Here is a 22026-nt window from a genome sequence, read left to right as displayed (position 1 = left end):
GGCGCCGGATCGGCTGGAGGATGAGCGGGAGGCCGCAGCACCCCGCCGGGGACGAGCGGGGGCGGGCCCCGGGAGGACATGCCCGATGAATCGATACGCCGCCGGCCTCTGCGGGGCCGTCCTCGCGCTTCTCGCCGGAGGGCCCGCCCGGGCCCAGACCTCCGACGACGTGGTGCGGATCGGGGTCCTGACCGACCTCTCGGGCCCCTACGCGGATAGCGGCGGGCGCGGCTCGGTGGTGGCGGCCGAGATGGCGGCCGGGGATTTCGGCGGCCGCGCGCGGGGCAAGCCGGTCGAGATCGTCTCGGCCGACCATCAGAACAAGCCCGACGTGGCCTCCAGCATCGCCCGGCGCTGGTACGACGTCGAGAAGGTCGACGCCATCGTGGACCTGCCGGTGACCGCGATCGCGCTCGCCGTTCAGGCCGTGTCCAAGGAGAAGAACCGCACCGTGATGATCACGGCGGCGGCGACCTCGGACCTCACCGCCAAGACCTGCTCGGCCGTCAGCTCCCACTGGACCGACGACACCCATGCGCTCACCGCCGGCACCGCCCGGGCGGTGTTCGAGCGCGGCGGCAGGTCCTGGTACTTCATCACCGTCGACCACGCCTTCGGCCACGCGCTCCAGAAGGCGGCGACGGAGGTGGTCGAGGCCCTCGGCGGCCGGGTCGTCGGCACCTCGCGCCACCCGATCAACACCGCCGACTACTCGTCCTTCCTGCTCCAGGCGCAGAGCTCGGGGGCGGACGTGGTCGCCTTTGCCAGCGTCGGCGACGACTTCACCAAGGCAATCAAGCAGGCCAATGAGTTCGGCCTGACCCAGGGGGCGCAGACGCTCACCGGCTTCCTCGTCTACATCACCGATATCAAGGGCCTCGGCCTGCCTGTCGCCCGCGGCCTGACCTTCTCGTCCGCCTTCTACTGGGACCAGAGCGAATCCGCTCGGGCCTTCGCGAAGCGCTTCCAGGAGAAGACCGGCGCGATGCCGACCAAGAACCAGGCGCTGATCTACGCCGCCGTGACGCATTACCTGAAGGCGATCGATCGCGCCGGGACCGACGAGGCGGTGGCGGTCAACCGGGCCATGCGGGCGATGCCGGTCGCCTTCTTCGACCGACCCGCCTCGCTGCGGGCGGATGGCCGGCTCCTCTACGACCCCGTGCTCTACCGGGTGAAGGACCCGAGCGCCAGCAAGGGGCCCTGGGACCTCTACGAGGCGGTGCGCACCATCCCGCAGGGCGAGGCCTTCCTGCCGATGAACCCGGCCTGCGCCGAGCGGAACGGGTGAGCCCGATGACGGATGCGGCGCTCGCCCGCAGCTTCGACCTGCGGCGCCTGCCGGACGGGTTCTGCGACGATCCCTACCCGGTCTATGCCGCCTTGCGGCAGCACGCCCCGGTCCATGTCTTCGCGGAGGGCCACCTGCTGCTCTCCCGCTACGCGGACCTGGAGCGGGTCTACAAGGACGCCGCGACCTTCAGCTCCGACAAGACGGTGGAGTTCGGGGCCAAGTACGGCCCCTCGCCCCTCTACGACCACCACACGACGAGCCTCGTCTTCAACGATCCGCCGCGCCACACGCGGGTCCGGCGCATCATCGCGGGCGCCCTCACCCCGCGGGCCATCGCCTCGATGGAGGCCGGCATCGTCGCGCTGGTGGACGGCCTTCTCGACGCGGCCGCGGCGCGGGGGCGCATCGACCTGATCGAGGATTTCGCCGCCGCGATCCCGGTCGAGGTGATCGGCAACCTGCTCGGCGTGCCGCGGGCCGAGCGGGGGCCGCTGCGGGCGTGGTCGCTCGCGATCCTGGGCGCCCTGGAGCCGGTCCTCGATCCCGAGGCGGAGGCGGCCGGCAACCGGGCCGTGACCGAGTTCCTGGCCTATCTCGACGGTCTCGTCGCCGAGCGGCGGCGCCGTCCGGGCGATCCGGACAAGGATATCCTGACCCGGCTGATCCGGGGCGAGCCGGGGGGCGAGCGGCTCGCGCCCGAGGAGCTTTTGCAGAACTGCATCTTCATCCTCAATGCCGGCCACGAGACCACCACCAACCTGATCGGCAACGGCCTGCACCTGCTGACGCTCTGGCCGCAGGCGCGCGAGCGGCTCCGCGCCGAGCCGGACCTGATCCGCAAGGCGGTCGAGGAAATGCTGCGCTTCGAGAGCTCGAACCAGCTCGGCAACCGCATCGCCGCCAAGCCCTTCACGATGGGCGGCCGCGCCTTTCCGGCGGGCACCCGGATCACGCTCTGCATCGGGGCGGCGAACCGCGATCCCGAGCAGTTCCCGGACCCCGACCGATTCGACATCGCCCGCGACCCGAACCGCCACCTCGCCTTCGCGAGCGGCATCCACCAATGCGTCGGCATGAACGTGGCGCGCCTGGAGGGGCGGATCGCCATCGGGCGCTTCCTCGCCCGCTTTCCCGCCTACGCCCTCGACGGTCCCCCGCTGCGCTCGCAACGGGTGCGCTTCCGCGGCTTCCTGCGGATGCCCGCGCGGCTCGCCTGAGAACTACTTGAACCACAGCACCGAGGCGAAGATCAGGGCCACCAGCACGATGAAGGCGAGGAAGTACGGCAGGGCCTTGTTCTGCCGGTGATGGGCATAGGAGGCCTTCTCGGCCCCGGTCGCCGTCCAGCGCGCGTCGCCCTCGCTCCTGCGCGCCTGGGCCACCTGCTCGGGCGAGGGTGGGTGGCCGGCGGCCTCATCGTCGGTGCCGAGCGGCGCGAGGCCGGGATCGAACACCTCCGTCTTGTCGCCCGTGCGGCCGCTGTCGATGTCGGCCTTGAGCTGGGCCGAGGTGGAATCGGCACCGGGGGCGGGCGGCGGGTCGATCGGCTTGATCGTGTGGGTCGGGGGAAGGTCCGTACGGGGTTCGGCCATGCTCCGCCTCGCGCCGCATGAGGTCGCACCGCCGGACGGACCGGCGCCGGCTCGCCCGGGTGCGCTCGGTCAACCGCGGGGCCGGCCGGGTCGTTCCGGCCGCATCGCGCCATCGGGTTGCGGCGGATCTCCGGTGCCAGGAACCCGGCCGCCGCCCGTGTTGAGCCCGCGAAGGCTGACCCTTCATCGGACCCTCCTGCAAGCCCCTTCACGCCCCTCGGCCCGGCCGGCGGGGCGTTTCTTTGTGGAGGTGCAGGAGCCCAGCGGCAAGGTCATGGGCACCGAGCGGAACGGAACCCCAGTGACGCCCGGGCGCTATAGCGAGGGCCCGTCCATCGACGGACGCGGGCAGTTCCACGTCAAGGCGTTCGAGCCCCTCGGCGACGAGCCGGTGCTCGGACCGGCCCGTCCCGATTCGGGGGCCCAGAGGGAGCAGATGGCCGAGCCGCCGGTCACCAACAGCAAGGTGTGACGGAATGCGGGGAGCATGAACCTGCGCGCGCATGAGATGGGGCACGGGGCGGGCGCGCCGCCCGGCCTCCGGCAGGTTCATGCGCGCCGGGTCTCGCCCGCCGGCCTCGACTGGCGGGCGGCGGCGCTGCTCGGGCTGATCAGCAGCAGCGTTTCGACGCTGGCGAGCCAGTTCGCCGCGGCCCGGATCGGCCGCGACGCCATGGTCGACTGGACGGTGGTCGCGGCGATCCCGCTCCGGGACGGGGCCCTCCAGGTGGAGCCGGGCTGGCCGGTCATCCTTGCCGGCATCCTGTTCCACCAATGGGCCGATTTCTCCTGGGCCGTGGTGTTCTTCGGCCTGCTCGGGCGCTGGACGGCGGATCTTCGCCCGGGGGTCATCCTGTTCCTCGCAGCGCCCTGGGCGCTCCTGACCTCCTCGGCGGAGTGGCTGTTCCTGGTGCCGGTATTCCCCTTCTGGCAGCCGGTCTTCACGCTGGAGCAGCCCTACTGGATCGGCTTCCTGGTCCACCTGACCTCCGCCCTGGCCTATCCGCTCTTCCCCTGGCTGCGGGATCGGCTCGCCGACCGCCCCTCCCCGCATGCGCGGGCCGCCGCTCTCGGGGCCGGTCTCGGCGCCGCCGGCCTCCTCGGCCTCGGCTGTCTCGCGTTCCTCGGCTGGCAGGGCCGCGAACTGCCCTGGGCGGGAGCCGACCTCGCCTACGACCAGGGCTTCATCCGCCGCATGAGCGGCCACCACGCGCAGGGCGTGGCGCTCGCGCGGCTCGGCGCCGAGCGGGCGCAGGATTCGCGGCTGCGCGCGCTGGCCCGGCTGATGGCGGCGGCGCAGGCCGGCGAGATCGCCGTCTTCGATCAGTGGTGGCGCAGCTGGTTCCGAACGCCGCCCGAAATCTGCTCGCCCGCCGAGCGGGCCGCGATGCCCGGAATGCTGGACCCGTCGGAGCTCGACGGCTTGGCGCGTGCGGCGCCGGATGCGTTCGACGGTGCGTTCGTGCGCCTGATGACGACCCATCACCGCGGCGCCATCGCGATGGCCGACGAGGCGATGCGCCGGGCGGGCGACCCGCGCCTGCGCCTCATGGCCCAGGCCATCCGCCACGGGCAGCGCGGCGAGATCGACCTGATGCACGGGGCCGCGGGCCTGGCGGCGAGCCGGGCCGCGGTGGCGAATTTCCTGCTCCCGCTCGGTCAGGCGCCGGCCGATCGAGATCGCCACCGGCCGAGCCGACCTGACGGATGAACCCTGAGGCGGCGGCATGAGCGCCCCCGATGGCAGCCCCCACCGCCCTCATGCTGAGGGCTCCACGCACGTCATCCGGGATCGGCCAGGTCCACCGCCCGGCTCTCCCGGTGCCCTCCCGGCCGCGGCCCCTACCCGCCGCGGCCGTAGACGTCCTCGATGCGGACGATATCGTCCTCGCCGGTGTAGCTGCCGACCTGGACCTCGATCAGCTCCAGCGGGATCTTGCCGGGATTGACCAGGCGGTGCACGCAGCCGATCGGCAGGTAGATCGCCTCGTTCTCGTGCACCAGCGTCACCCGCTCGTCCACCGTCACCTCCGCCGTGCCGCGCACCACCACCCAGTGCTCCGCCCGGTGATAGTGCTTCTGCAGCGACAGCCGCCCGCCCGGCTTGACGGTGATCCGCTTCACCTGGAAGCGCTGGCCGAGGTCGATGCGCTGGTAGGAGCCCCAGGGCCGGTACATCAGCCGGTGCGCGTCCGCTTCCGGCTCGCCGCGGGCGCGCAGGTCTTCCACCAGCGCCTTCACCGCCCCGCCCCCGTCCCGCGTCGTCACCAGCACGGCATCCGGCGTCGTCACCACCACCACGTCCTCGAGCCCGACCACCGCCGTCAGGACGTCGCCGGCGCTGTGCACGAGGCTGTTGCGGGTCTCCCGCACCGCCACCCGGCCGCGCAGGGCGTTCCCGGCCGCGTCCCGGGCCGACACCTCCCACAGCGCCCCCCAGGTGCCGATGTCCGACCACGGGAAGCGCACCGGCAGCACGCCCGAGCGGCGGGTCTGCTCCATCACCGCGTAGTCGATCGAGATCTGCGGCGCGCGCGCGAAGGCGGCCGGATCGAGGCGCACGAAGTCGAGATCGCGGCTGGCTTGGTCGAGGGCGTGCTCCGCGGCCTCCAGCACGGCCGGGGCGTGGGCGCGCAGCTCGTCGAGCATCACGTCGGCCCGGAACAGGAAGTAGCCGCTGTTCCACAGCGCGCCCTCGGCGATCAGGCCGGCCGCGCGGGCGGCGTCCGGCTTCTCCAGGAAGCGCGCGACGGCGTAGGCCCCCTCCGCCCCGGCCCGGCCCGGCAGCGGATCCCCGGGCTGGATGTAGCCGTAGGCGGTGGCGGGGCCGGTCGGCGTGATGCCGAGCGTCATGATGTGGCCGTCGCGGGCCGCGACCGCGGCGGTGCGGGCCGCCGCCACGAAGGCCTCCGTGTCGCCCACCACGTGGTCGGCCGCCAGGATCAGCACCAGAGCCTCGCGGTCGGACCGCGCGGCGTAGAGCGCCGCCACCGCGACGGCGGCGGCCGAGTCGCGGCGCTGCGGCTCGAGCAGGATGTCCGCCCTGACGCCCACCGCCGCGAGCTGCTCGCCCACGATGAAGCGCGCGTCCTGCGCCGTGATGACGGTCGGGCGCGCGAAGACGCCCGCATCCGCCAAGCGCAGGGCGGTGGCCTGGAAGGACGACCGGTCCGTCTCCGCGAGCGGGATGAACTGCTTGGGGTGACACTCGCGCGAGGCGGGCCACAGCCGGGTGCCCGATCCACCGCACAGGATCACGGGATGGATGAGATCGCCCATGGTGTCTCCATCGTCTCGGGTTGGTGGATCGGCCGGCTTCCCCGAGAAAGGAGCGGTCCAGCCGGATCGGGAGCGCGTCCCTGCGTGGCCCGCTCGGCGCGGGCCCGCCCTGGCTCAGATGGTCTGATTGTAGGCGCCGACCTCGGGATTCTCGCGCAGCACGGCGTCGAGCCCGGCGAACATCGCCCGGAGCCGCGCCTCCGAGACCGGGCTCTCGACCACCACCACGAGTTCCGGCTTGTTCGAGGAGGCCCGCACCAGGCCCCAGGTCCCGTCTTCCGTCGCGATGCGCACGCCGTTGACCGTCACCAGATCCACGATCCGTCCCCCGCCGATCGGCTCGCCCCGCTCCTGCATCGCACGCACCCGTGCGGTCACCGTCTCCACCACCCCGTACTTCACCTCGTCGGCGCAGTGCGGCGACATGGTGGGCGAGCCCCAGGTCTTGGGCAGCGCCCGATAGAGGTCGGCGAGCGTGCGGCCCGGGTTGCGGTCGAGCATCTCGATCACCGCGATCGCGGTCATCAGCCCGTCGTCGTAGCCGCGCCCGATCGGCGCGTTGAAGAAGAAATGGCCCGACTTCTCGAACCCGGCCAGCGCGCCGAGCTCGTTCACCCGCCGCTTGATGTAGGAGTGGCCGGTCTTCCAGTAATCCGCCTTGACGCCGCGCTCCGTCAGCTCGGGATCCGAAGCGAACAGGCCGGTCGACTTCACGTCCACCACGAAGGTCGCGCCCGGATGCAGGCGCGAGAGGTCGCGGGCGAGCAGCACCCCGACCTTGTCGGCGAAGATCTCGTGGCCCTCGTTGTCCACCACCCCGCAGCGGTCGCCGTCGCCGTCGAAGCCGAGCCCGACATCGGCCTCGGTTGTCCGCACGGTCTCGGCGATGGCGTGCAGCATCGCCATGTCCTCGGGGTTGGGATTGTAGCGCGGGAAGCTGGGATCGGCCTCGGTGTCGAGGGGCACGACCTCGCAGCCGAGCGCCTCCAGCACGGCGGGGGCGAAGGCGCCGGCCGTGCCGTTGCCGCAGGCGGCCACGACCTTGAGCCTGCGGCTGACGGGCTTGGCGCGCGCGAGGAGATCGGCCTGGTAGCGGGCGGCGAAGTCCGGGACGAATTCATAGGCGCCGCCCGCGCGAGTCCGGAAGGCGCCCGAGAGCACGATCTCCTTGAGCCGGCCCATCTCGGCGGGGCCGAAGGTCATGGGGCGCTCGGCGCCCATCTTCACGCCGGTCCAGCCGTTGTCGTTGTGGGAGGCCGTTACCATGGCGACGCAGGGGCAGTCGAGGGCGAACTGGCCGAAATAGGCCATCGGCGAAAGGGCGAGCCCGATATCCTTCACCCGAAGCCCCGCGGCCATCATGCCGGCGACGAGGGCGAGCTTGATGGAAGCGGAGTAGGAGCGGAAGTCGTGGCCGGTGACGATGTCGGGACGCACGCCGAGCTCGTGGACCAGGGTGCCGAGCCCGAGGCCGAGCGCCTGCACGCCCATGAGGTTGAGGTCTTTCGGAAACAGCCAGCGCGCGTCGTATTCGCGAAAGCCGGTCGGTGCGACGAGCGGCAGCGATTCGAACGCAAAGCTGTTGGGCGCCAGCGTTCCGTGCGGCTTGGGAAACATGAGCGGCCTCACCTCCATCTCGACGCCGGATCGCGGCGCATCGCCCCGCCGGTGGGGCAGCTTCCTGGCACCGGCCCCGTTCGGACGGGGCCGGTGCACCGCATAGTAGCGCGCTTCGGTCGCGGTGCGAGGTCCGGGGCCGCCGCAGCTCTCCTCAAGGGCCTCCGGGCCGGGAGGGCGCAGCCCGCCTCTAGCCCATAAGGGCGCAGCCCGTCCCCCTTAAGGCCGCCGCGGCCCGAGGCCGGCGCGCCGGCCGGGGCCTCCTCCGCGAACCGGCCGCCCCGCCGGGCGTTGGGCCGCAGCGATACTCTCCCGGAGGATCCCGATGGCCAAGACCTCGACGACGACCGAGAAGCCCGCAGCGGAGGATCTCTCCATCGACCGGCCGCGGCTGACGCCGCAGGGCCGGACCGCGCGGGAGGGCGAGGATTCGACCGATCCGCGCGGCGGTGCCAAGCAGGGCCAGGGCGACAAGGCCGAGGGATAGCCATGCGGATCCTGCCGCTCCTCGTCGTGGCGGCCCTGTTCGCCGGCGCTCCCCTCGCGCGGGCCGAGGAGGCCCGGCCGGCGCCCTCCGGCGACGACCGCCAGGCCCTGCCGCCGGGCCAGAGCCCCGTCGGCCAGAGCGAGCGATCGCACGAGGGGCCGGGGCCCGAGCGGGCGCCAGGACGCCCGACCGTGGACCGGACCGGCAAGCCGGAGCCGACCGAGCCGAAAGTTCCCCGCTGAGCCGTCTCAGAGCCTTGCCGGCCGAGGGCGTGCGGCCGTCCCCGGCCCGGCGGGCCGCCAGGGCGGGAGCGCCGTCCCGTCGACCGGGATCCGGCGTGGTCCGGGCCCGGCCGGTCGTAGAGCGGCAACCAAACCGGATGATCCCGCGCCCGCAACGATTGTCTCGGACTCCGCCCTGTGCCTTGTTGCTCGGGACGCTTCTCCTCGTTCGTGCGTTCTCCTGACAGGCATGGCCATCACCCACACCGCCGATACCCGTCCGAAGCGCCGCCGACGGCCGCCCGAGGAGGCGCGCCGCCTCGTCCTCGAAGCGGCACGCGCGCTGCTCCTGGAGAAGGGCCCGCAGGCCCTCACCCTCCAGGGCGTCGCTGCGGCGGTGGGCATGACGCACGGCAACGTCACCCATCACTTCGGGACCAGCGCCGCCCTGCACGCGGCCCTGGTCGCCGACATGGCCGAGGCCATGGCGCGCGAGGCGGAGACCAGCGTTCAGCGCCTGCGCGCCGGCCAGATCGGCCCCGAGGCGGTGGTGGCGCAGATCTTCGAGGCGCTGAGTCGCGGCGGCTACGGGCGGCTCGTCGCGTGGCTCGCGGCCTCCGGGGAGGTCGCCACCCTGGAGCCGTTTTTCATCGCAGTGGAGCACGCGGTGACGCTGCTGCGGGCGGCGGAGCCGCCGGGCACCGACCCGCATGTGCGGGGCACCGGGCCCATCACCTTCATGCTGCTCTCGGGCGCCCTCGGGGCGACCCTGCTCGGCCCGGAGCTGGTGCGGGCGACCGGACTGACGGAGGAGGCGGTGGCACGGCTCTTCGTCACCCAGATGCAGTCCATGCGGGCGACTTGAGCGGGCGGATCCTCCGAGCTGGTGTCTCGGCCTCTTATACGGCTTCGGGTTGATCCGTTCGGAGACAAGAGGGCACGGGAACCCCTCTCCCGTGCGGGAGAGGGGCAGGGGTGAGGGCCCAGGTGGTTCAGCAAGAAGACTGAGCCGTGCCGCTGCCAGCGCGACGCTCAGTGCTTCATTCGAACCCATGCCACCCTCACCCCTACCCCTCTCCCACTCGGGAGAGGGGATCCCGTGCCCTCTTGTCTCCGAACGGATCAACCCGAAGCCGTATCACGCGCCCCCTCGCGCCGAACCGGTGTCCGCTTCGGCTAAGGAGCGCTCTAGAAGCGCGCGGTCATGAACAGCCGCACGCTGCGCCCGGGCAGCGCCACCTCGTCCTTCTTGAACGAGGCCGAGTTGCGGATCACCGCGTCCAGAAGGTTGCTGCCTGACAGGCCGAAGGTGATCTCGCTCGCCCCGTAGACCGCCGGATCGAGGGGCTTGGTGTAGCTCACCTCCGCCCGCAGGTTGTCGTAGCCGGGCGTGACCGTTTCGAACGGCGCCGTCTCCGTATGGGCGAAGGCATGCAGGAGGTTGATGCGCGCGAACCAGCCGTCCGCCCGCAGGAAGAGGCCGCCGCCGACCCGATGAGGCGGGATGCGGGGCACGAAGGTGCCGTCGTCGAAGGTCGCCCGCACGTAGTCGTACTGCGCGTCGAGCCCGATGAACCCGTTGCCGATCGGGATCAGGTCGAGCTGCGCGGCGATCTCGGCCCCGTGGAAGGCGGCGTTCTGCTGGGTGTAGACGACCTGAGCGAGTTCGTCCCCGCTGCCGCAGCTCGCGAAATCGTCGTCGCACCGCGCGCCGGTCAGGCGCTTGTAGATGAAGCCGGTGTAGCGGGTGTGATAGCCGGTGGCCTCGAAGCGGAACGGTCCGACGTTCCGGCGCAGGCTGACCTCGATCGTGCGCGCGCGCTCCTTCTTGAGGTTGGGGTCTCCGATCTCGAAGGTCTCGGTCGCATCGTGCGGACCGCGGGAATAGAGTTCAAAGGCCGAGGGCGCCCGCTCGACATAGGAGCCGGTCACGCTCGCCACGAGGTCGTAGGGCAGATCCTGCAGGATGCCGAAGCTCGCGCTCTTGGGCGCGAAGCGGCGGCGGCGGCCGAACGAGACCGGCTCCTCGCCCTCGACGGGCAAAAAATCGCCCGGGAATTGCGTCGCGGTGCCGGTCGCGCGTGCGCCCTCGATCCGCCCCGCCGCCTGGAAGCGCAGGCCGTTGCCCACCGCCAGCTCCTCGAAGAGGTAGAGGGCGTTGCTGCGTGAATCGGTCGGCGCCAGCAGGGTATTGGCCTCGCCCCCGGTGCCGAGGGTGCGCCGGTCGGCCTGGATCCCGAGGGCGCCCGTGAGGGTGCCGAAGGGCAGCAGCACGGGCACGTGCTGGAGTTCGAGCCGCGCCTCCACCTCCCGGTTCTTGAAGGTCGAGCGGATGCCGTCCTGGCCGTCCTCGCCGATCCCGATCTCGTTGTGCTTGTAGATCGAGCCGCCGAGCCAGAACCGGATCGCCTCCAGCGGGCCGTCGAGGGGGCGGTACTCCCCCTGCGCCTGGAGCTTGTCCTGGGTCGGGTCGAGGCGGGTGCGTCTCTCGGCGGCCTCGCCGCCCGGGATCTGGTAGAGCGCGTCGTAGTGGCTGAAGGCCAAGCCGACGAAGCCGCGGTCGAAGACGTAGGACAGGCCGACCGCGCCGCCCTGCGATTCGGCTGCGGAGTTGCGCTGGATGCCGAGCGGCGTGCGGTAGCTGTCCTGGGCGGTGCGGAAGCCGTCGGCATGGATCACCACGTTCTCGCCGCCCGCCTCGACGCTCGCCGCGCCGTTGCGGCCGTTGTCGACGGAGGAATAGCCGCCGAGCACTTGCCCTGAGAGGCCGCCGGCCGGCACGAAGCGAGGGATGCGGCGGTTCTCGGCGCTGACGACGCCGCCGATCGCCTGGCTGCCGTAGCGCAGGGTGGCGGGGCCGCGGATCACCTCGATGCGGTCGCTGACGAGCGGGTTGATCGGCACGGCGTGGTCCTCGCCGAGGTCCGACACGTCCTGCACGCCGATTCCGTTCTCCTGGATGCGGACCCGGGAGGTGTCGAGGCCGCGGATGATCGGCCGGTTCGCCCCCGGCGCGTAGGTGGTGGCCGAGAGGCCCGGCCGGTCGAACAGGGCGTCGCCGAGCGTGCGCGGCTGCTCGCGGACGATGTCGCTGCGGCCGATCACCGTGACGGGCGAGAAGGTGTCGGTGACGACGGGCAGGACGCCCGGCCCGAGGCCGCCGCCGGCGGGCGCCGCCGCGCGGCCCACGATCGGGCTCGGCGAGGACACGGTGATCTCGTCGAGCCGGATGTCCTCGGCCTGCGCCGCCCCCGCCGTGAGAACCCCCAGAGCCACCAGCCGCGCTCGCCCCGCCGCCTTCGCCACGTCCTGCTCCTTGCGAAATGTTATAGTATTTCATTGGAGCGGTGCAGCGGAGCAGCGCAAGGGCGGATCCGCCCGATGAGCGCGATGGCTGGGCTGCGTTACGTTATTACAACACGCGGCGAGGCTCGGGCCGTCCGCCTCCGCGCCGTGATGCCATGGATCCGAATCCGCCAGGGTCGGCCCGGAGCAGAGCTTCTCCGCCCCTTTCCGGATTCTCCGCCTTGTATCTCTGAGTTGCCCGCTGGAGCGATGCCAGCGAGGCTACAAGGTGAGGGTCAGCCCGCGTTCGCCTTGGGCTTGCAAGCCCGCGACAGAGCATGGTGCGGCCCTCACCTTCACAGTCCCGAACCCGGACAGCCGCTCGGGCCCGAGCCCGCATTTGCAAGGTAGGGTCATGGACGAACACCGCACCATCTTCGTCGGCATCGACGTATCCAAGGACCGCCTCGACGTTCATCTGAGACCCTCGGACGAGGCGTTGCATGTCCCACGGGACGCGAAAGGGCTGGATACCCTCGCTCGCCGTCTTGGCCGCCTCCCTGTCGCTCTCGTCGTCCTTGAAGCCACAGGCGGCTTCGAGGCGAGCGTGGCTGCAGCGTTGGCAGCGGTCGGGCTGCCGCTCTGCATCGTCAACCCACGCCAGATCCGCGATTTCGCCAGAGCCATGGGTCGTCTGGCGAAGACCGACACGCTCGACGCTGAGGTCATTGCCCTCTTCGCTGAACGCATCAGACCACCGGCCAGGCCCCTGCCGGAGCCGGAGAGAAGCCATTTTGCCGAGCTTGTGAGCCGGCGGCGGCAGATCATCGGGATGATCGGTATGGAGACGAACCGTCGCGATCAAGCCGTGGACAAGCAACTGATCCGGCGAGTCGACCGGCACATCGCCTTCTTGGAGCGGGAGCTCGTGGAGCTCGACCGCGACATCGACCGAGCCATCAAGGCCTCTCCGGTCTGGTGCGAGACCGAGGCGTTGCTCAAGTCCGTCCCCGGGATCGGTGACGTCACCGCGCGCACGCTTCTGGCTCAGTTGCCTGAGCTCGGCACCATTGGCCGCCACCAGCTTGCAGCACTCGTCGGCATCGCTCCGATCAACCGCGACTCGGGCCTGATGCGAGGCCGCCGGTCCATCGCGGGCGGGCGAACGTCAGTGCGGGGCGTGCTGTACATGGCCGCTCTGACCGCGATCCGGCGAGGCTCTCCCTTCCGGCCCTTTTATGAGCGGCTCACTCAGCGCGGTCGGCCGAGGAAGGTCGCCCTCGTGGCCGTAATGCGAAAGCTCCTGGTGACGCTCAACGCCATCGTCCGCGAACGCACGCCCTGGCGGCCACTCGCCGCTTGACCTTCAACACAGCCGCTCTGTCCCGCTCCCTCTTTCCGGGCCCGTTCGGGCCTGCACGACTGCAGCGTCAGCGGAAGGAGATCCGGGACCCAGCACGAGGATTTGCCGCGCAGCGGCGCCGGTTGCCTCCAGCGTGGCCGACAAGCGGTCGCTGCGCGACTTCTCGGCTCAAGTCCCGGGTCGCATTCCGCTGCCGCTGCATGCGCCCGGGACAGGGGGGCGGACGACGGAGGCCGGGCGCCGATCCCCGATCGTCGCTGGGCGTGTCAGGCGGACAGCGTCGCGGGGGCTGACGCGGTCTAAAATCCGCTCCTGAGGGGCGTGGAAGCGGCCCCGCTCCTCAGCATGAGGGGGCGGAGTGGCTGCCGGAGCCGGCCCGCCGTCTCGCAGGACACGCGATACACACTCCGCCGTCGCGTGAGAGCGGGCCGCTGCGCTTCGACCGGGCGCAACGGCCTGCGCCGGCGATCAGTCCCCCCGCTCCGCCATGCGCCGCAGGGTCGGCAGCCCGATCCCGGCAGCCTCGAAGCCGCCATCGACCGCCAGAACCTGCCCGGTGACGTAGGCGGCCCGTGGGCCGGCCAGGAAGACGATCGCCTCGGCAATCTCCTCCTCCAGCCCGTAGCGGTTGAGCGGCACCGCGTCGTGGTAGTCGGCGCGGATGGCCGGGCTGTGCACGGCCTTGGCCATGGCCGTGTCCACCGGGCCCGGGGCCACCGCGTTGACCCGGATGCCGAGCCCGGCGAGTTCGACGGCCTGCTGCTTGGTGAGATGGGCGAGCCCCGCCTTGCTGGTGCCGTAGGCGACGCGCAGGGTCGAGGCGCGAAGGCCCGAGATCGACGTGATGTTGACGATGGCCCCGCCGCCCGTGCGGGCCATGACCGGCGCGGCGGCCCGCGTGGACAGGAACGGCCCGGTGAGGTTCACCGCGAGCACCCGCGCCCATTCGGCCGGCGTGGTCTCGAGGAGCGGCTTGAACACTGCGATTCCCGCATTGTTGACGAGGGCGTCGAGGCGCCCGAAGCGGTCGGCGGTCGCCGCCACGGCGTCCGTCACGCCGGCCTCGTCGGAGACGTCGCAGGGCAGCGCGAGGGTGCGCTCCGGCTGGTCGAGCGCCGCCACCGCGCCCGCAAGCCCCTCCCGGTCGATGTCGAGGAGGGCGACGCGCCAGCCGTCGCGCAGGAAGAGCCGGGCGGTGGCAAGCCCAATGCCCCGGGCGGCACCGGTGACGAGGGCGGTACGGGGGGCGTCGCTCATGCGGAGTCTCCGGGTGGGGGGTGCGGCGCGTTGCGCGCCATGAAGGTCTCGGGCGTGCCGTCCGCCGGATCGACGAAGACGACGTCGTCGGGCCGCCGGCGCGGCGTGTCGATCGACAGGAAGACCAGCGGCTCCGACAGGATCGTCGGCAGGGCGTGCACCGTGCCGCGCTCGAAGAACAGCAGGTGGCCGGGGCCGAACTCGGCCTCGGTGGCGGGGTCGCCGATCCAGAACGTGCCCCGTCCCGACACCACGTAGAGGTATTCGTCGCAGCCCCGGTGGAAATGCGGCGGGGTCGGCCGATAGACGCGGAACACCCGCGCGCTCGCCGCCTCCCGGTCCGTCAGATAGGTATCGGCCAGCATCGTCTCGGCGGTGGCCGGGAGCGCGAGCGCCTCCGCGATGATGTCGAACCGGCCTGTGGCGCGCGTCCGCGCAGGATCGCTGTCGGCCATCGTCCCCCTCCCGGCCCTTCGCGTCGTCGTCTGCCAGGACGGCGAACTGGTCCACGTCGCCCGGCCGGACCCTGGCGGGCCGGCGGCCAGAGTGGACGCTGCGTCGTGCCGACACAACCGGACCGCTCGACATGCCTGTGAGCCGGCTATACGCAGGGCAAAAAAAAGGCCGTCCTCGCGGATCGGCCCGAAGTCTAGGGAGGAAACGCCCAAGGAGGGCAGCGAGACCGCGACGCCATCGCGATCTCGCAACGCAACATTTAAGGCGCAGCGCACAAACCGCAAGTGAAATCTAATGCCGCGCTCCGCGGTGAGCGCATGGCCGCCTCACGCTCCGCGCAACAGCTCGGCCATTTCGCGCTTGAGGTCCTCGCGCAGATCCTCGCGCTCCAGCGCATAGGCGAGATTGGCGACGAGGAAGCCGAGCTTGGAGCCGGTGTCGTAGGTCTTGCCCCGGTAGCGCATCCCGTAGAAGGACTGCGTCTCGGACAGGCGCTTCATCGCATCGGTGAGCTGGATCTCGCCGCCCGCGCCCTTCTCGCCCTTCGACAGGATCCCGAAGATCTCCGGCTGCAGGATGTAGCGGCCCGAGATGATGAAGTTCGAGGGCGCGGTGCCCTTCGGCGGCTTCTCGACCATGCCGGTGATCTCGAAGGTGTCGCCGAATTCCTGGCCCACGCTGACGATGCCGTACTGGTGGGTCTGGTCGGGGGCGACCTCCTCGACGGCGATCACGTTGCCGCCGTGGCGCTCGTAGGCGGCCAGCATCTGCGTCATGCAGCCGCGGCTCAGCATGTCGGGCAGGATCACCGCGAAGGGCTCGTCGCCGACGATCTCGCGGGCGCACCAGACCGCATGGCCGAGGCCGAGCGGCTCCTGCTGGCGGGTGAAGCTGGTCTGGCCGGCCTGCGGCAGGTCGCGCTTGAGCTCCTCGTAGGCTGCCTGCTTGCCGCGCTCCTGCAGGGTGCGGTCGAGCTCGTAGGCGATGTCGAAATGGTCCTCGATCACCCCCTTGCCGCGGCCCGTGACGAAGATGAAGTGCTCGATCCCCGCTTCCTTGGCCTCGTCGACGACGTGCTGCACCACGGGCCGGTCCACGACCGTCAGCATCTCCTTCGGCACGGCCTTGGTGGCCGGCAGGAAGCGGGTGCCCAGACCCGCGACGGGCAGGACAGCTTTGCGAATGGGCTTCATCGTGCGTGATCCGGTGAAACAGGGAGCCCCGGGCGCTGCCGGGGCCGGTGAGGCTGACCGTGCGGAACGGCCGCCGCACGGTTCATTGACGCTGAAGCATAGCGGGGTAGTGATCAACCCGCGACCTGCGAGGAGAGCGGCATGGCGGTACTTGTCACGGGAGGGGCCGGCTACATCGGCAGCCACATGGTCTTGGCCCTGCTCGATGCGGGGCACGGCGAGGTCGTGGTGATCGACGATCTCTCGACCGGCTTCGCCTGGGCTCTGCCGCCGGACGTGACCCTGGTGCGGGGCGATATGGGCGACCAGGCTCTCGTCACCGAGACGATCCGCCGCCACGGGATCGATGCCATCGCGCATTTCGCGGCCAAGATCGTGGTGCCGGATTCCGTCTCCGACCCGCTCGGCTACTATCTCAACAACACGGTGAAGTCGCGGGCGCTGATCGAGGCCGCGGTGCGCGAGGGCGTGCGCCACGTGATCTTCTCCTCCACGGCGGCGGTCTACGGCGAGCCCGCCCAGGTGCCGGTGCCGGAGGATCTGCCGACGAACCCGATCAACCCCTACGGCCGCTCGAAGCTGATGACCGAGTGGATGCTCGCCGACGCGGCCAAGGCCCACGGCCTCACCTACGTGGCCCTGCGCTACTTCAACGTCGCGGGGGCCGACCCGCGCGGGCGCTCCGGCCAGTCGACGCCGAACGCCACCCACCTGATCAAGGTCGCGACGCAGGCCGCGCTCGGCACGCGCAGCCATCTGGAGGTGTTCGGCACCGACTACCCGACGCCCGACGGCTCCTGCCTGCGCGACTACATTCAGGTCTCGGACCTCGCCGACGCGCATCTCGTCGCCCTCAACCACCTGCGGGGCGGGGGCGAGAGCCTGACGCTCAATTGCGGCTACGGGCGCGGCTACTCGGTGCTGGAGGTGATCCAAGTGGTCAAGGAGGTGTCGGGGCGCGACTTCGAGGTGCGCCTGTCGCCGCGGCGGCCGGGCGACCCCTCGCAGATCATCGCGCAAGCCGACCGCATCCGGGAGCGCCTCGGCTGGCGGCCGAAGCACGACGACCTGCGCGGGATCGTCTCGCAGGCGCTGGCCTGGGAGGACGCCCTCGCCAGGCGCAACCAGATCTAGCGCGATGCGGCGCAGTCTCCTGGCGGCGCTCGGTCTCGCGCTGGCGCTCACCGGCGCCGCGGCGCAGGACGGCTTCCGGACCTGGATCGAGGGCCTGTGGCCGCTCGCCCAGGCGCGCGGGGTTTCGCGCGCCACCTTCGACGCGGCCTTTCGGGAGGTGACGGCGCCCGATCCGGCGGTGCTCGCCCGCATCCGGCGCCAGGGCGAGTTCGGCCGCCCGATCTGGGACTACCTGGCGGGCGCGGTCTCGCCGGGCCGCGTCGCCCGCGGGAAGGCCGAGGCGGCAAGGCGCGCCGACGTGCTGGCGGCGATCGAGGCGCGCTCTAGCGTCCCCGCCCCGGTGCTCCTCGCGGTCTGGGGCATGGAATCGGATTTCGGCACCGGGACCGGCACGGTCTCGACGGTGCGGGCGCTGGCGACCCTGGCGCAGGCCGGGCATCGCAGCGACCTCTTCCGCGACGAACTCCTCGCCGCCCTGGAGATCCTGGAGCATCACGACGTGGGGCCGGAGGGTCTCCGGGGCTCCTGGGCCGGGGCCATGGGCCAGACGCAGTTCCTACCCTCGGTCTATCTGCGGACGGCGGTCGATTTCGACGGCGACGGCCGGCGCGACATCTGGACCTCGGCGCCCGACGCGCTCGCCTCGATCGCGAGCTTCCTGCGACAGGCGGGCTGGCAGCCCGGCCTGCCCTGGGGCGTCGCGGTGCGGCTGCCGGACGGGTTCGATCTCGCCCGCTACCGCGGATCCTTCGCGGAGTTCTCCGCCCGCGGGGTCCGGCGGGCGGACGGGACGGCCCTGCCGGCACAGGGGGAGGCAAGCCTGTTCCTGCCGGGCGGGCGCAGCGGGCCGGCCTTTCTCATCACCGACAATTTCGAGGCGTTTCGCGCCTACAACACCTCGGATGCCTATGCGCTCGCGGTCGGCCACCTCGCCGACCGGATCGCCGGCGGGGCGCCCCTCTCGGCCCCCTGGCCGGTCGCCGCGCCGCGCCTCGACCAGGCGGGTCTCAGGGCCCTCCAGCAGGGGCTCGCGGCGCGCAGCCTCTATGCGGGCCCCCTCGACGGCCGGGCCGGGCCGAAGCTGCGCGAGGCCGTGCGCCGCTACCAGATCGCCGCCGGCCTGCCGGCGGATGGCTACGCGACGCCGGCGCTGCTGGAGCATCTGCGGCACGCCTCGCCCTGACCCGTCGGGTGCGATCTGCGCCGTAGCACGTTATCATCGGATCTTCGGGATCGGCGGGTGCGATGCGGGAGGATGCCGGCGCATGAGGTGGCGGAGGATCGTGGGGCTCGGGCTGCGCAGCCTCGTCGGCGGCGGATTGCTCGCGACCGCGCTGCCCGCCCACGCGCAATGGTGGGGCGGCGGCGACGGCGGGTATCAGGCGCCGCGGCAGGATCCCTACGGCTACCGGCCGCGCGGCTACGACGACGGCTATGGCGGGCGGCAGGGCTACCGGCGCGCCCCGGCTCCGGCGCCGGCGCCGGCCCCGCAGCGCGGGTTTCGCTGGCCCTGGGAGGACGATGCGCCGCAGCAGGCCGCACCCGCGCCCCAGCCCCAGCCCCAGCAGGGCGGCTATTACGGCGGCTACCGGACGCCCCGGCCCCGCCTGCGCGAGGGCCCGCGCGAGGCGGCGCCGCGCGAGGCGCTCCGGGAAGTCCATCGCAGCCGCGAGGGGCGCTCGGTCCAGCGGCCGAAGCCGCGGCCCGCTCCGGCCGTCGCGGCCGCGCCCGCGCCGAAGCCGAAGACGAATCCGACGACGCAGATCGCGGTGTTCGGCGATTCGCTCGCCGATCTGCTCGGCAAGGGGCTGGAGGCCGCCTACGAGTCCAATCCCGACGTGCTGATCATCCGCCGCGCCCGGGGCGACAGCGGTCTCGTGCGCCGGGACGTGGTCGATTGGCCCAAGGCCGCCGAGGAGTACGTGAAGTCCAACCCGAAGGTGACCTACGCGATCGTGATGGTGGGGGCGAACGACCGCCAGTCCCTGCGCGACGGCGACCAGACCGTCGAGGCGCTCAGCGACCGCTGGAAGGCGGTCTACCGCGACCGGGTCGACGCCCTGCTGAAGGTCTTTGCCGATGCCAAGGTGCCGGTGATCTGGGTCGGCGAGCCGCCGATGAAGAACGAGGGCCTCTCGGCCGATCTCATCTCGATCAACGAGATCAATCGGGACCGCGTCCAGCGGGCGGGCGGCGTCTACGTCGATATCTGGCCGGCCTTCGTGGATGAGCAGAACCGCTACGTGGCGACCGGGCCCGACGTCGAGGGTCAGTCCGCGCGCCTGCGCACCTCCGACGGCGTGCATTTCACCCAGGCGGGCGCCCGCAAGGCGGCGCATTTCGCGGATGTCGAGATCAAGCGTCTGATGGAGCAGCGCGGCGGCGCCCCGAGCGTCCCCGACGCGGTGGCGACCGCCCCGGCGCCCGCGGAGCCGGGCCAGGCGCCGCGCCTGGACGACGATGCGGCCATCGACCGGCTCATCACCGCCATGCTGCCGAGCCTGCCGGAGCCACCCGGCATTCCGGCCCTGCCGGTGAAGCCGACCGCCGGCCCGGTCGTGCCGCTGACCCGCAACGAGGTCTCGCCCGGCGGCCAGCTCATCAGCGGTCGGCCGCGGATCGAGGGCGATGGGGGCTATACGGTGGAGCGCAGCCTCACCCGCGGCGCCCCGCCGAGCCCGCAGCCCGGCCGGGCGGACGATTTCCGCTGGCCGCGGAGCTGATCAACCGGAAGCTGAGTCAGAGTGGCAGCGTGGTCGAGCCCATCAGCGCCTCGTCGATGGCGCGCGCGGCCTGCCGGCCCTCGCGGATCGCCCAGACGACGAGGGACTGGCCGCGCCGCATGTCGCCCGCCGCCCAGATCTTCTCGTTCGAGGTGCGGTAGCTGGTCTCGTCGGCCTTCACGTTGCCGCGGCGGTCGCGCTCGACGCCGGATTCCTCCAGGAGCCCCTTCGCCACCGGGCCGGCGAAGCCGATCGCCATGAAGACGAGGTCGGCCGGCAGCATGAACTCGGTGCCGGGAAGCGGCTGGCGCTTCTCGTCGACGCGGGCGCAGACCACGCCCTTCACCCGGCCCTTCTTGTTGCCCTCGATGCGCAGGGTCGCGGCCTGGAACTCGCGCTCGGCGCCCTCCGCCTGGCTCGACGAGACGCGCATCTTCGTCGCCCAATAGGGCCACACGGCGAGCTTGTCCTCGCGCTCCGGCGGGCGCGGGCGGATGTCGAGCTGGGTCACCGAGAGGGCGCCCTGCCGGAAGGCGGTGCCGATGCAGTCCGAGGCCGTGTCGCCGCCGCCGATCACCACCACGTTCTTGCCCGCGGCGAGGATCGGCGTCTCGGCGGCGAGCACGTCCTCCTCCGCGCCGACCCGGCGGTTCGACTGCACGAGATAGGGCATCGCGTAATGCACGCCCTCCAGGTCCTGGCCGGGGATCTGCGGGTTGCGCGGCTCCTCGGCGCCGCCGGCGAACAGTACGGCGTCGAACTCGTTGTGCAGGCTCGCGAAGGAGCGGGTGACGCCGACATTGACGCCATAGTGGAACTGCACGCCCTCGGCCTCCATCTGCCGCACCCGGCGGTCGATGTGGCGCTTCTCCATCTTGAAGTCGGGGATGCCGTAGCGCAGCAGGCCGCCGGCCTTCGGCTCGCGCTCGAAGACGTGGACGTCGTGGCCCACCCGGGCGAGCTGCTGGGCCGCCGCAAGGCCGGCCGGCCCCGAGCCGATGATCGCGATCCTCTTGCCGGTCCTGGCCTTCGGCGGCTCGGGCACGATCCAGCCCATGCTCCAGGCCTTGTCGGCGATGGCCTGCTCGATGGTCTTGATCGCGACCGGCTGGTTCTCGAGGTTGAGGGTGCAGGCCTCCTCGCACGGGGCCGGGCAGATGCGCCCGGTAAATTCCGGGAAGTTGTTCGTGGAGTGGAGGTTGCGCGACGCCTCCTCCCAGTCCGCGTTGTAGACGAGGTCGTTCCAGTCCGGGATCTGGTTGTGGACCGGGCAGCCGGTCGGGCCGTGGCAGAACGGGATGCCGCAATCCATGCAGCGGGCCGCCTGCTTCTTCAGGTCATGCTCGTCGAGCGGCAGGGTGAATTCGAGGAAGTGCCGCACGCGGTCGCCGGCGAGCTGGTACTTCTGCTCCTGGCGGTCGTATTCGAGGAAGCCTGTGACCTTGCCCATCGGAAAAACTCGGAATGTGGAACGGGGAACGGATCGGCGCCGGGGCTCTCAGGAGAGTGCGGCGGGAGGTGTCGGTTCGTCACGCGGCAGGCCGAGAGCCTGCATGCAACGCTTGAGCCAAGCGCGCACGGCCGGCCGCGCGGCGAGGCTGAATCCGCCCTCGTCGGCGAATTGCGTATAGGCGAAGAGGGCGATGTCCGCGATGGTGAAGGTCTCGCCCGCGAACCAATCCGCGGCGACCAAGCGTCGCTCCATCAGGTCGAGGGCCGCCTCGCCGCCGGCCACCTTCCGGGGGTCGCGCATCGCGGCGGGCTCGCCCCTGTAGCGCATCTGGAAGCGGCAGACGGCGATGGTGGGCTCGTGGCTGTACTGCTCCCAGAACAGCCACTCGTCGATCTTGGCCTGGATCCAGGGATCCTCCGGCAAGAGCGCGCTGCTGCGGGCGAGGTACCGGATGATGGCGTTCGACTGCGCGAGGCAGCGCCCGTCCGGAAAGACGATTCCGGGCACCTGCCCGGCGGGAAAGCGGGCGAGGTATTCGGGCGTGCGGCTCTCGCCCTTCATGATGTCGACGGGCACCCAAGTATAGGGCAGGCCGAGATGATCGGCGACGTATCTCACCTTGAGGCAATTGCCCGACACTAGGTCGCCGAAGATCTGCACTGCGATGCCTCC

At 71.6% G+C, this 22026-nt stretch carries 20 protein-coding genes; 11 read left to right on the top strand and 9 right to left on the bottom strand.

Going from position 1 to position 22026, the window contains the following annotated elements:
- Positions 1-85: 85 nt before the first annotated feature.
- Together MNOD_RS05745 and MNOD_RS05740 are read left to right on the top strand one after the other, a co-directional pair.
- Positions 86-1291: an ABC transporter substrate-binding protein gene (locus MNOD_RS05745; protein ID WP_015927891.1), complete on the top strand. Its 1206-nt coding sequence runs from the start codon at positions 86-88 to the stop codon at positions 1289-1291.
- Positions 1292-1296: 5 nt separating this feature from the next.
- Positions 1297-2511 (top strand): cytochrome P450, encoded by a 1215-nt coding sequence (locus tag MNOD_RS05740; protein ID WP_015927890.1) that lies wholly within the window; start codon positions 1297-1299, stop codon positions 2509-2511.
- 3 nt (positions 2512-2514) lie between these two features.
- On the opposite strand, the gene MNOD_RS05735 is transcribed toward MNOD_RS05740, so the two are convergent.
- Complete coding sequence (locus MNOD_RS05735; protein WP_015927889.1) at positions 2515-2886, bottom strand: hypothetical protein; 372 nt, start codon at positions 2884-2886, stop codon at positions 2515-2517.
- A gap of 274 nt (positions 2887-3160) precedes the next feature.
- On the opposite strand from MNOD_RS05735, the gene MNOD_RS05730 reads away from it, so the two are divergent.
- Together MNOD_RS05730 and MNOD_RS05725 are read left to right on the top strand one after the other, a co-directional pair.
- Entirely contained in the window at positions 3161-3358 is a 198-nt protein-coding gene (locus MNOD_RS05730) for a hypothetical protein (protein WP_043748151.1), read from the top strand.
- 15 nt (positions 3359-3373) lie between these two features.
- Positions 3374-4597, top strand: coding sequence for a DUF305 domain-containing protein (locus MNOD_RS05725; RefSeq protein ID WP_015927888.1), 1224 nt, complete (start codon positions 3374-3376; stop codon positions 4595-4597).
- A gap of 131 nt (positions 4598-4728) precedes the next feature.
- Here MNOD_RS05725 and MNOD_RS05720 read toward each other — a convergent pair whose 3' ends face one another.
- Positions 4729-6165 carry a mannose-1-phosphate guanylyltransferase/mannose-6-phosphate isomerase gene (locus MNOD_RS05720; RefSeq protein WP_015927602.1) on the bottom strand — a complete coding sequence of 479 codons (1437 nt, stop codon included), beginning with the start codon at positions 6163-6165 and terminating at the stop codon, positions 4729-4731.
- Between the two features lie 114 nt (positions 6166-6279).
- Positions 6280-7782, bottom strand: a complete 1503-nt coding sequence (locus tag MNOD_RS05715) for a phosphomannomutase/phosphoglucomutase (RefSeq protein ID WP_015927887.1) — start codon at positions 7780-7782, stop codon at positions 6280-6282.
- Between the two features lie 325 nt (positions 7783-8107).
- Between MNOD_RS05715 and MNOD_RS47920 the strand changes: the two genes are divergently transcribed.
- From MNOD_RS47920 to MNOD_RS05705, 3 genes are all read left to right on the top strand, one after another.
- Positions 8108-8269 carry a hypothetical protein gene (locus tag MNOD_RS47920; protein WP_015927886.1) on the top strand — a complete coding sequence of 54 codons (162 nt, stop codon included), beginning with the start codon at positions 8108-8110 and terminating at the stop codon, positions 8267-8269.
- 2 nt (positions 8270-8271) lie between these two features.
- Positions 8272-8511 carry a hypothetical protein gene (locus tag MNOD_RS05710; RefSeq protein ID WP_015927885.1) on the top strand — a complete coding sequence of 80 codons (240 nt, stop codon included), beginning with the start codon at positions 8272-8274 and terminating at the stop codon, positions 8509-8511.
- Positions 8512-8740: 229 nt separating this feature from the next.
- A complete protein-coding gene (locus MNOD_RS05705; RefSeq protein ID WP_015927884.1) occupies positions 8741-9355 on the top strand; it encodes a TetR family transcriptional regulator in 615 nt (204 codons plus the stop codon).
- 323 nt (positions 9356-9678) lie between these two features.
- Here MNOD_RS05705 and MNOD_RS05700 read toward each other — a convergent pair whose 3' ends face one another.
- A complete protein-coding gene (locus MNOD_RS05700) occupies positions 9679-11796 on the bottom strand; it encodes a TonB-dependent receptor (RefSeq protein WP_015927883.1) in 2118 nt (705 codons plus the stop codon).
- A gap of 394 nt (positions 11797-12190) precedes the next feature.
- Here MNOD_RS05700 and MNOD_RS05695 point away from each other — a divergent pair, with 394 nt between their 5' ends.
- The gene (locus MNOD_RS05695) at positions 12191-13138 is read left to right on the top strand and encodes an IS110-like element ISMno7 family transposase (RefSeq protein ID WP_012631098.1); all 948 of its coding nucleotides are present in this window, start codon (positions 12191-12193) and stop codon (positions 13136-13138) included.
- A 468-nt stretch (positions 13139-13606) separates the two neighbouring features.
- Here the strand turns inward: MNOD_RS05695 and MNOD_RS05690 are convergent, their stop codons facing one another.
- The 3 genes from MNOD_RS05690 to MNOD_RS05680 form a co-directional block, all read right to left on the bottom strand.
- Positions 13607-14395: an SDR family NAD(P)-dependent oxidoreductase gene (locus tag MNOD_RS05690; RefSeq protein ID WP_015927882.1), complete on the bottom strand. Its 789-nt coding sequence runs from the start codon at positions 14393-14395 to the stop codon at positions 13607-13609.
- Positions 14392-14850 (bottom strand): cupin domain-containing protein, encoded by a 459-nt coding sequence (locus MNOD_RS05685; protein WP_015927881.1) that lies wholly within the window; start codon positions 14848-14850, stop codon positions 14392-14394. The genes MNOD_RS05690 and MNOD_RS05685 overlap by 4 nt, the downstream gene beginning before the upstream one ends.
- Before the next feature lie 327 nt (positions 14851-15177).
- Entirely contained in the window at positions 15178-16044 is an 867-nt protein-coding gene (locus MNOD_RS05680) for a UTP--glucose-1-phosphate uridylyltransferase (protein ID WP_015927880.1), read from the bottom strand.
- A 141-nt stretch (positions 16045-16185) separates the two neighbouring features.
- Here MNOD_RS05680 and galE point away from each other — a divergent pair, with 141 nt between their 5' ends.
- From galE to MNOD_RS05665, 3 genes are all read left to right on the top strand, one after another.
- Entirely contained in the window at positions 16186-17178 is a 993-nt protein-coding gene (gene galE / locus MNOD_RS05675) for a UDP-glucose 4-epimerase GalE (protein WP_015927879.1), read from the top strand.
- Between the two features lie 4 nt (positions 17179-17182).
- Positions 17183-18361 carry a lytic murein transglycosylase gene (locus MNOD_RS05670; protein ID WP_015927878.1) on the top strand — a complete coding sequence of 393 codons (1179 nt, stop codon included), beginning with the start codon at positions 17183-17185 and terminating at the stop codon, positions 18359-18361.
- A gap of 82 nt (positions 18362-18443) precedes the next feature.
- Positions 18444-19901 carry an SGNH/GDSL hydrolase family protein gene (locus tag MNOD_RS05665; RefSeq protein WP_015927877.1) on the top strand — a complete coding sequence of 486 codons (1458 nt, stop codon included), beginning with the start codon at positions 18444-18446 and terminating at the stop codon, positions 19899-19901.
- A 16-nt stretch (positions 19902-19917) separates the two neighbouring features.
- Here the strand turns inward: MNOD_RS05665 and MNOD_RS05660 are convergent, their stop codons facing one another.
- Together MNOD_RS05660 and MNOD_RS05655 are read right to left on the bottom strand one after the other, a co-directional pair.
- Complete coding sequence (locus MNOD_RS05660) at positions 19918-21351, bottom strand: glutamate synthase subunit beta (RefSeq protein ID WP_015927876.1); 1434 nt, start codon at positions 21349-21351, stop codon at positions 19918-19920.
- A 48-nt stretch (positions 21352-21399) separates the two neighbouring features.
- Complete coding sequence (locus tag MNOD_RS05655; RefSeq protein ID WP_015927875.1) at positions 21400-22014, bottom strand: glutathione S-transferase family protein; 615 nt, start codon at positions 22012-22014, stop codon at positions 21400-21402.
- Between the last annotated feature and the right edge of the window lie 12 nt (positions 22015-22026).

It is taken from the genome of Methylobacterium nodulans ORS 2060 (assembly GCF_000022085.1).
GTDB classification, from domain to species: Bacteria; Pseudomonadota; Alphaproteobacteria; order Rhizobiales; family Beijerinckiaceae; genus Methylobacterium; species Methylobacterium nodulans.
The sequence above is the reverse complement of the archived record's forward strand: the minus strand, read 5'-3'. Positions and strand labels throughout refer to the sequence as shown.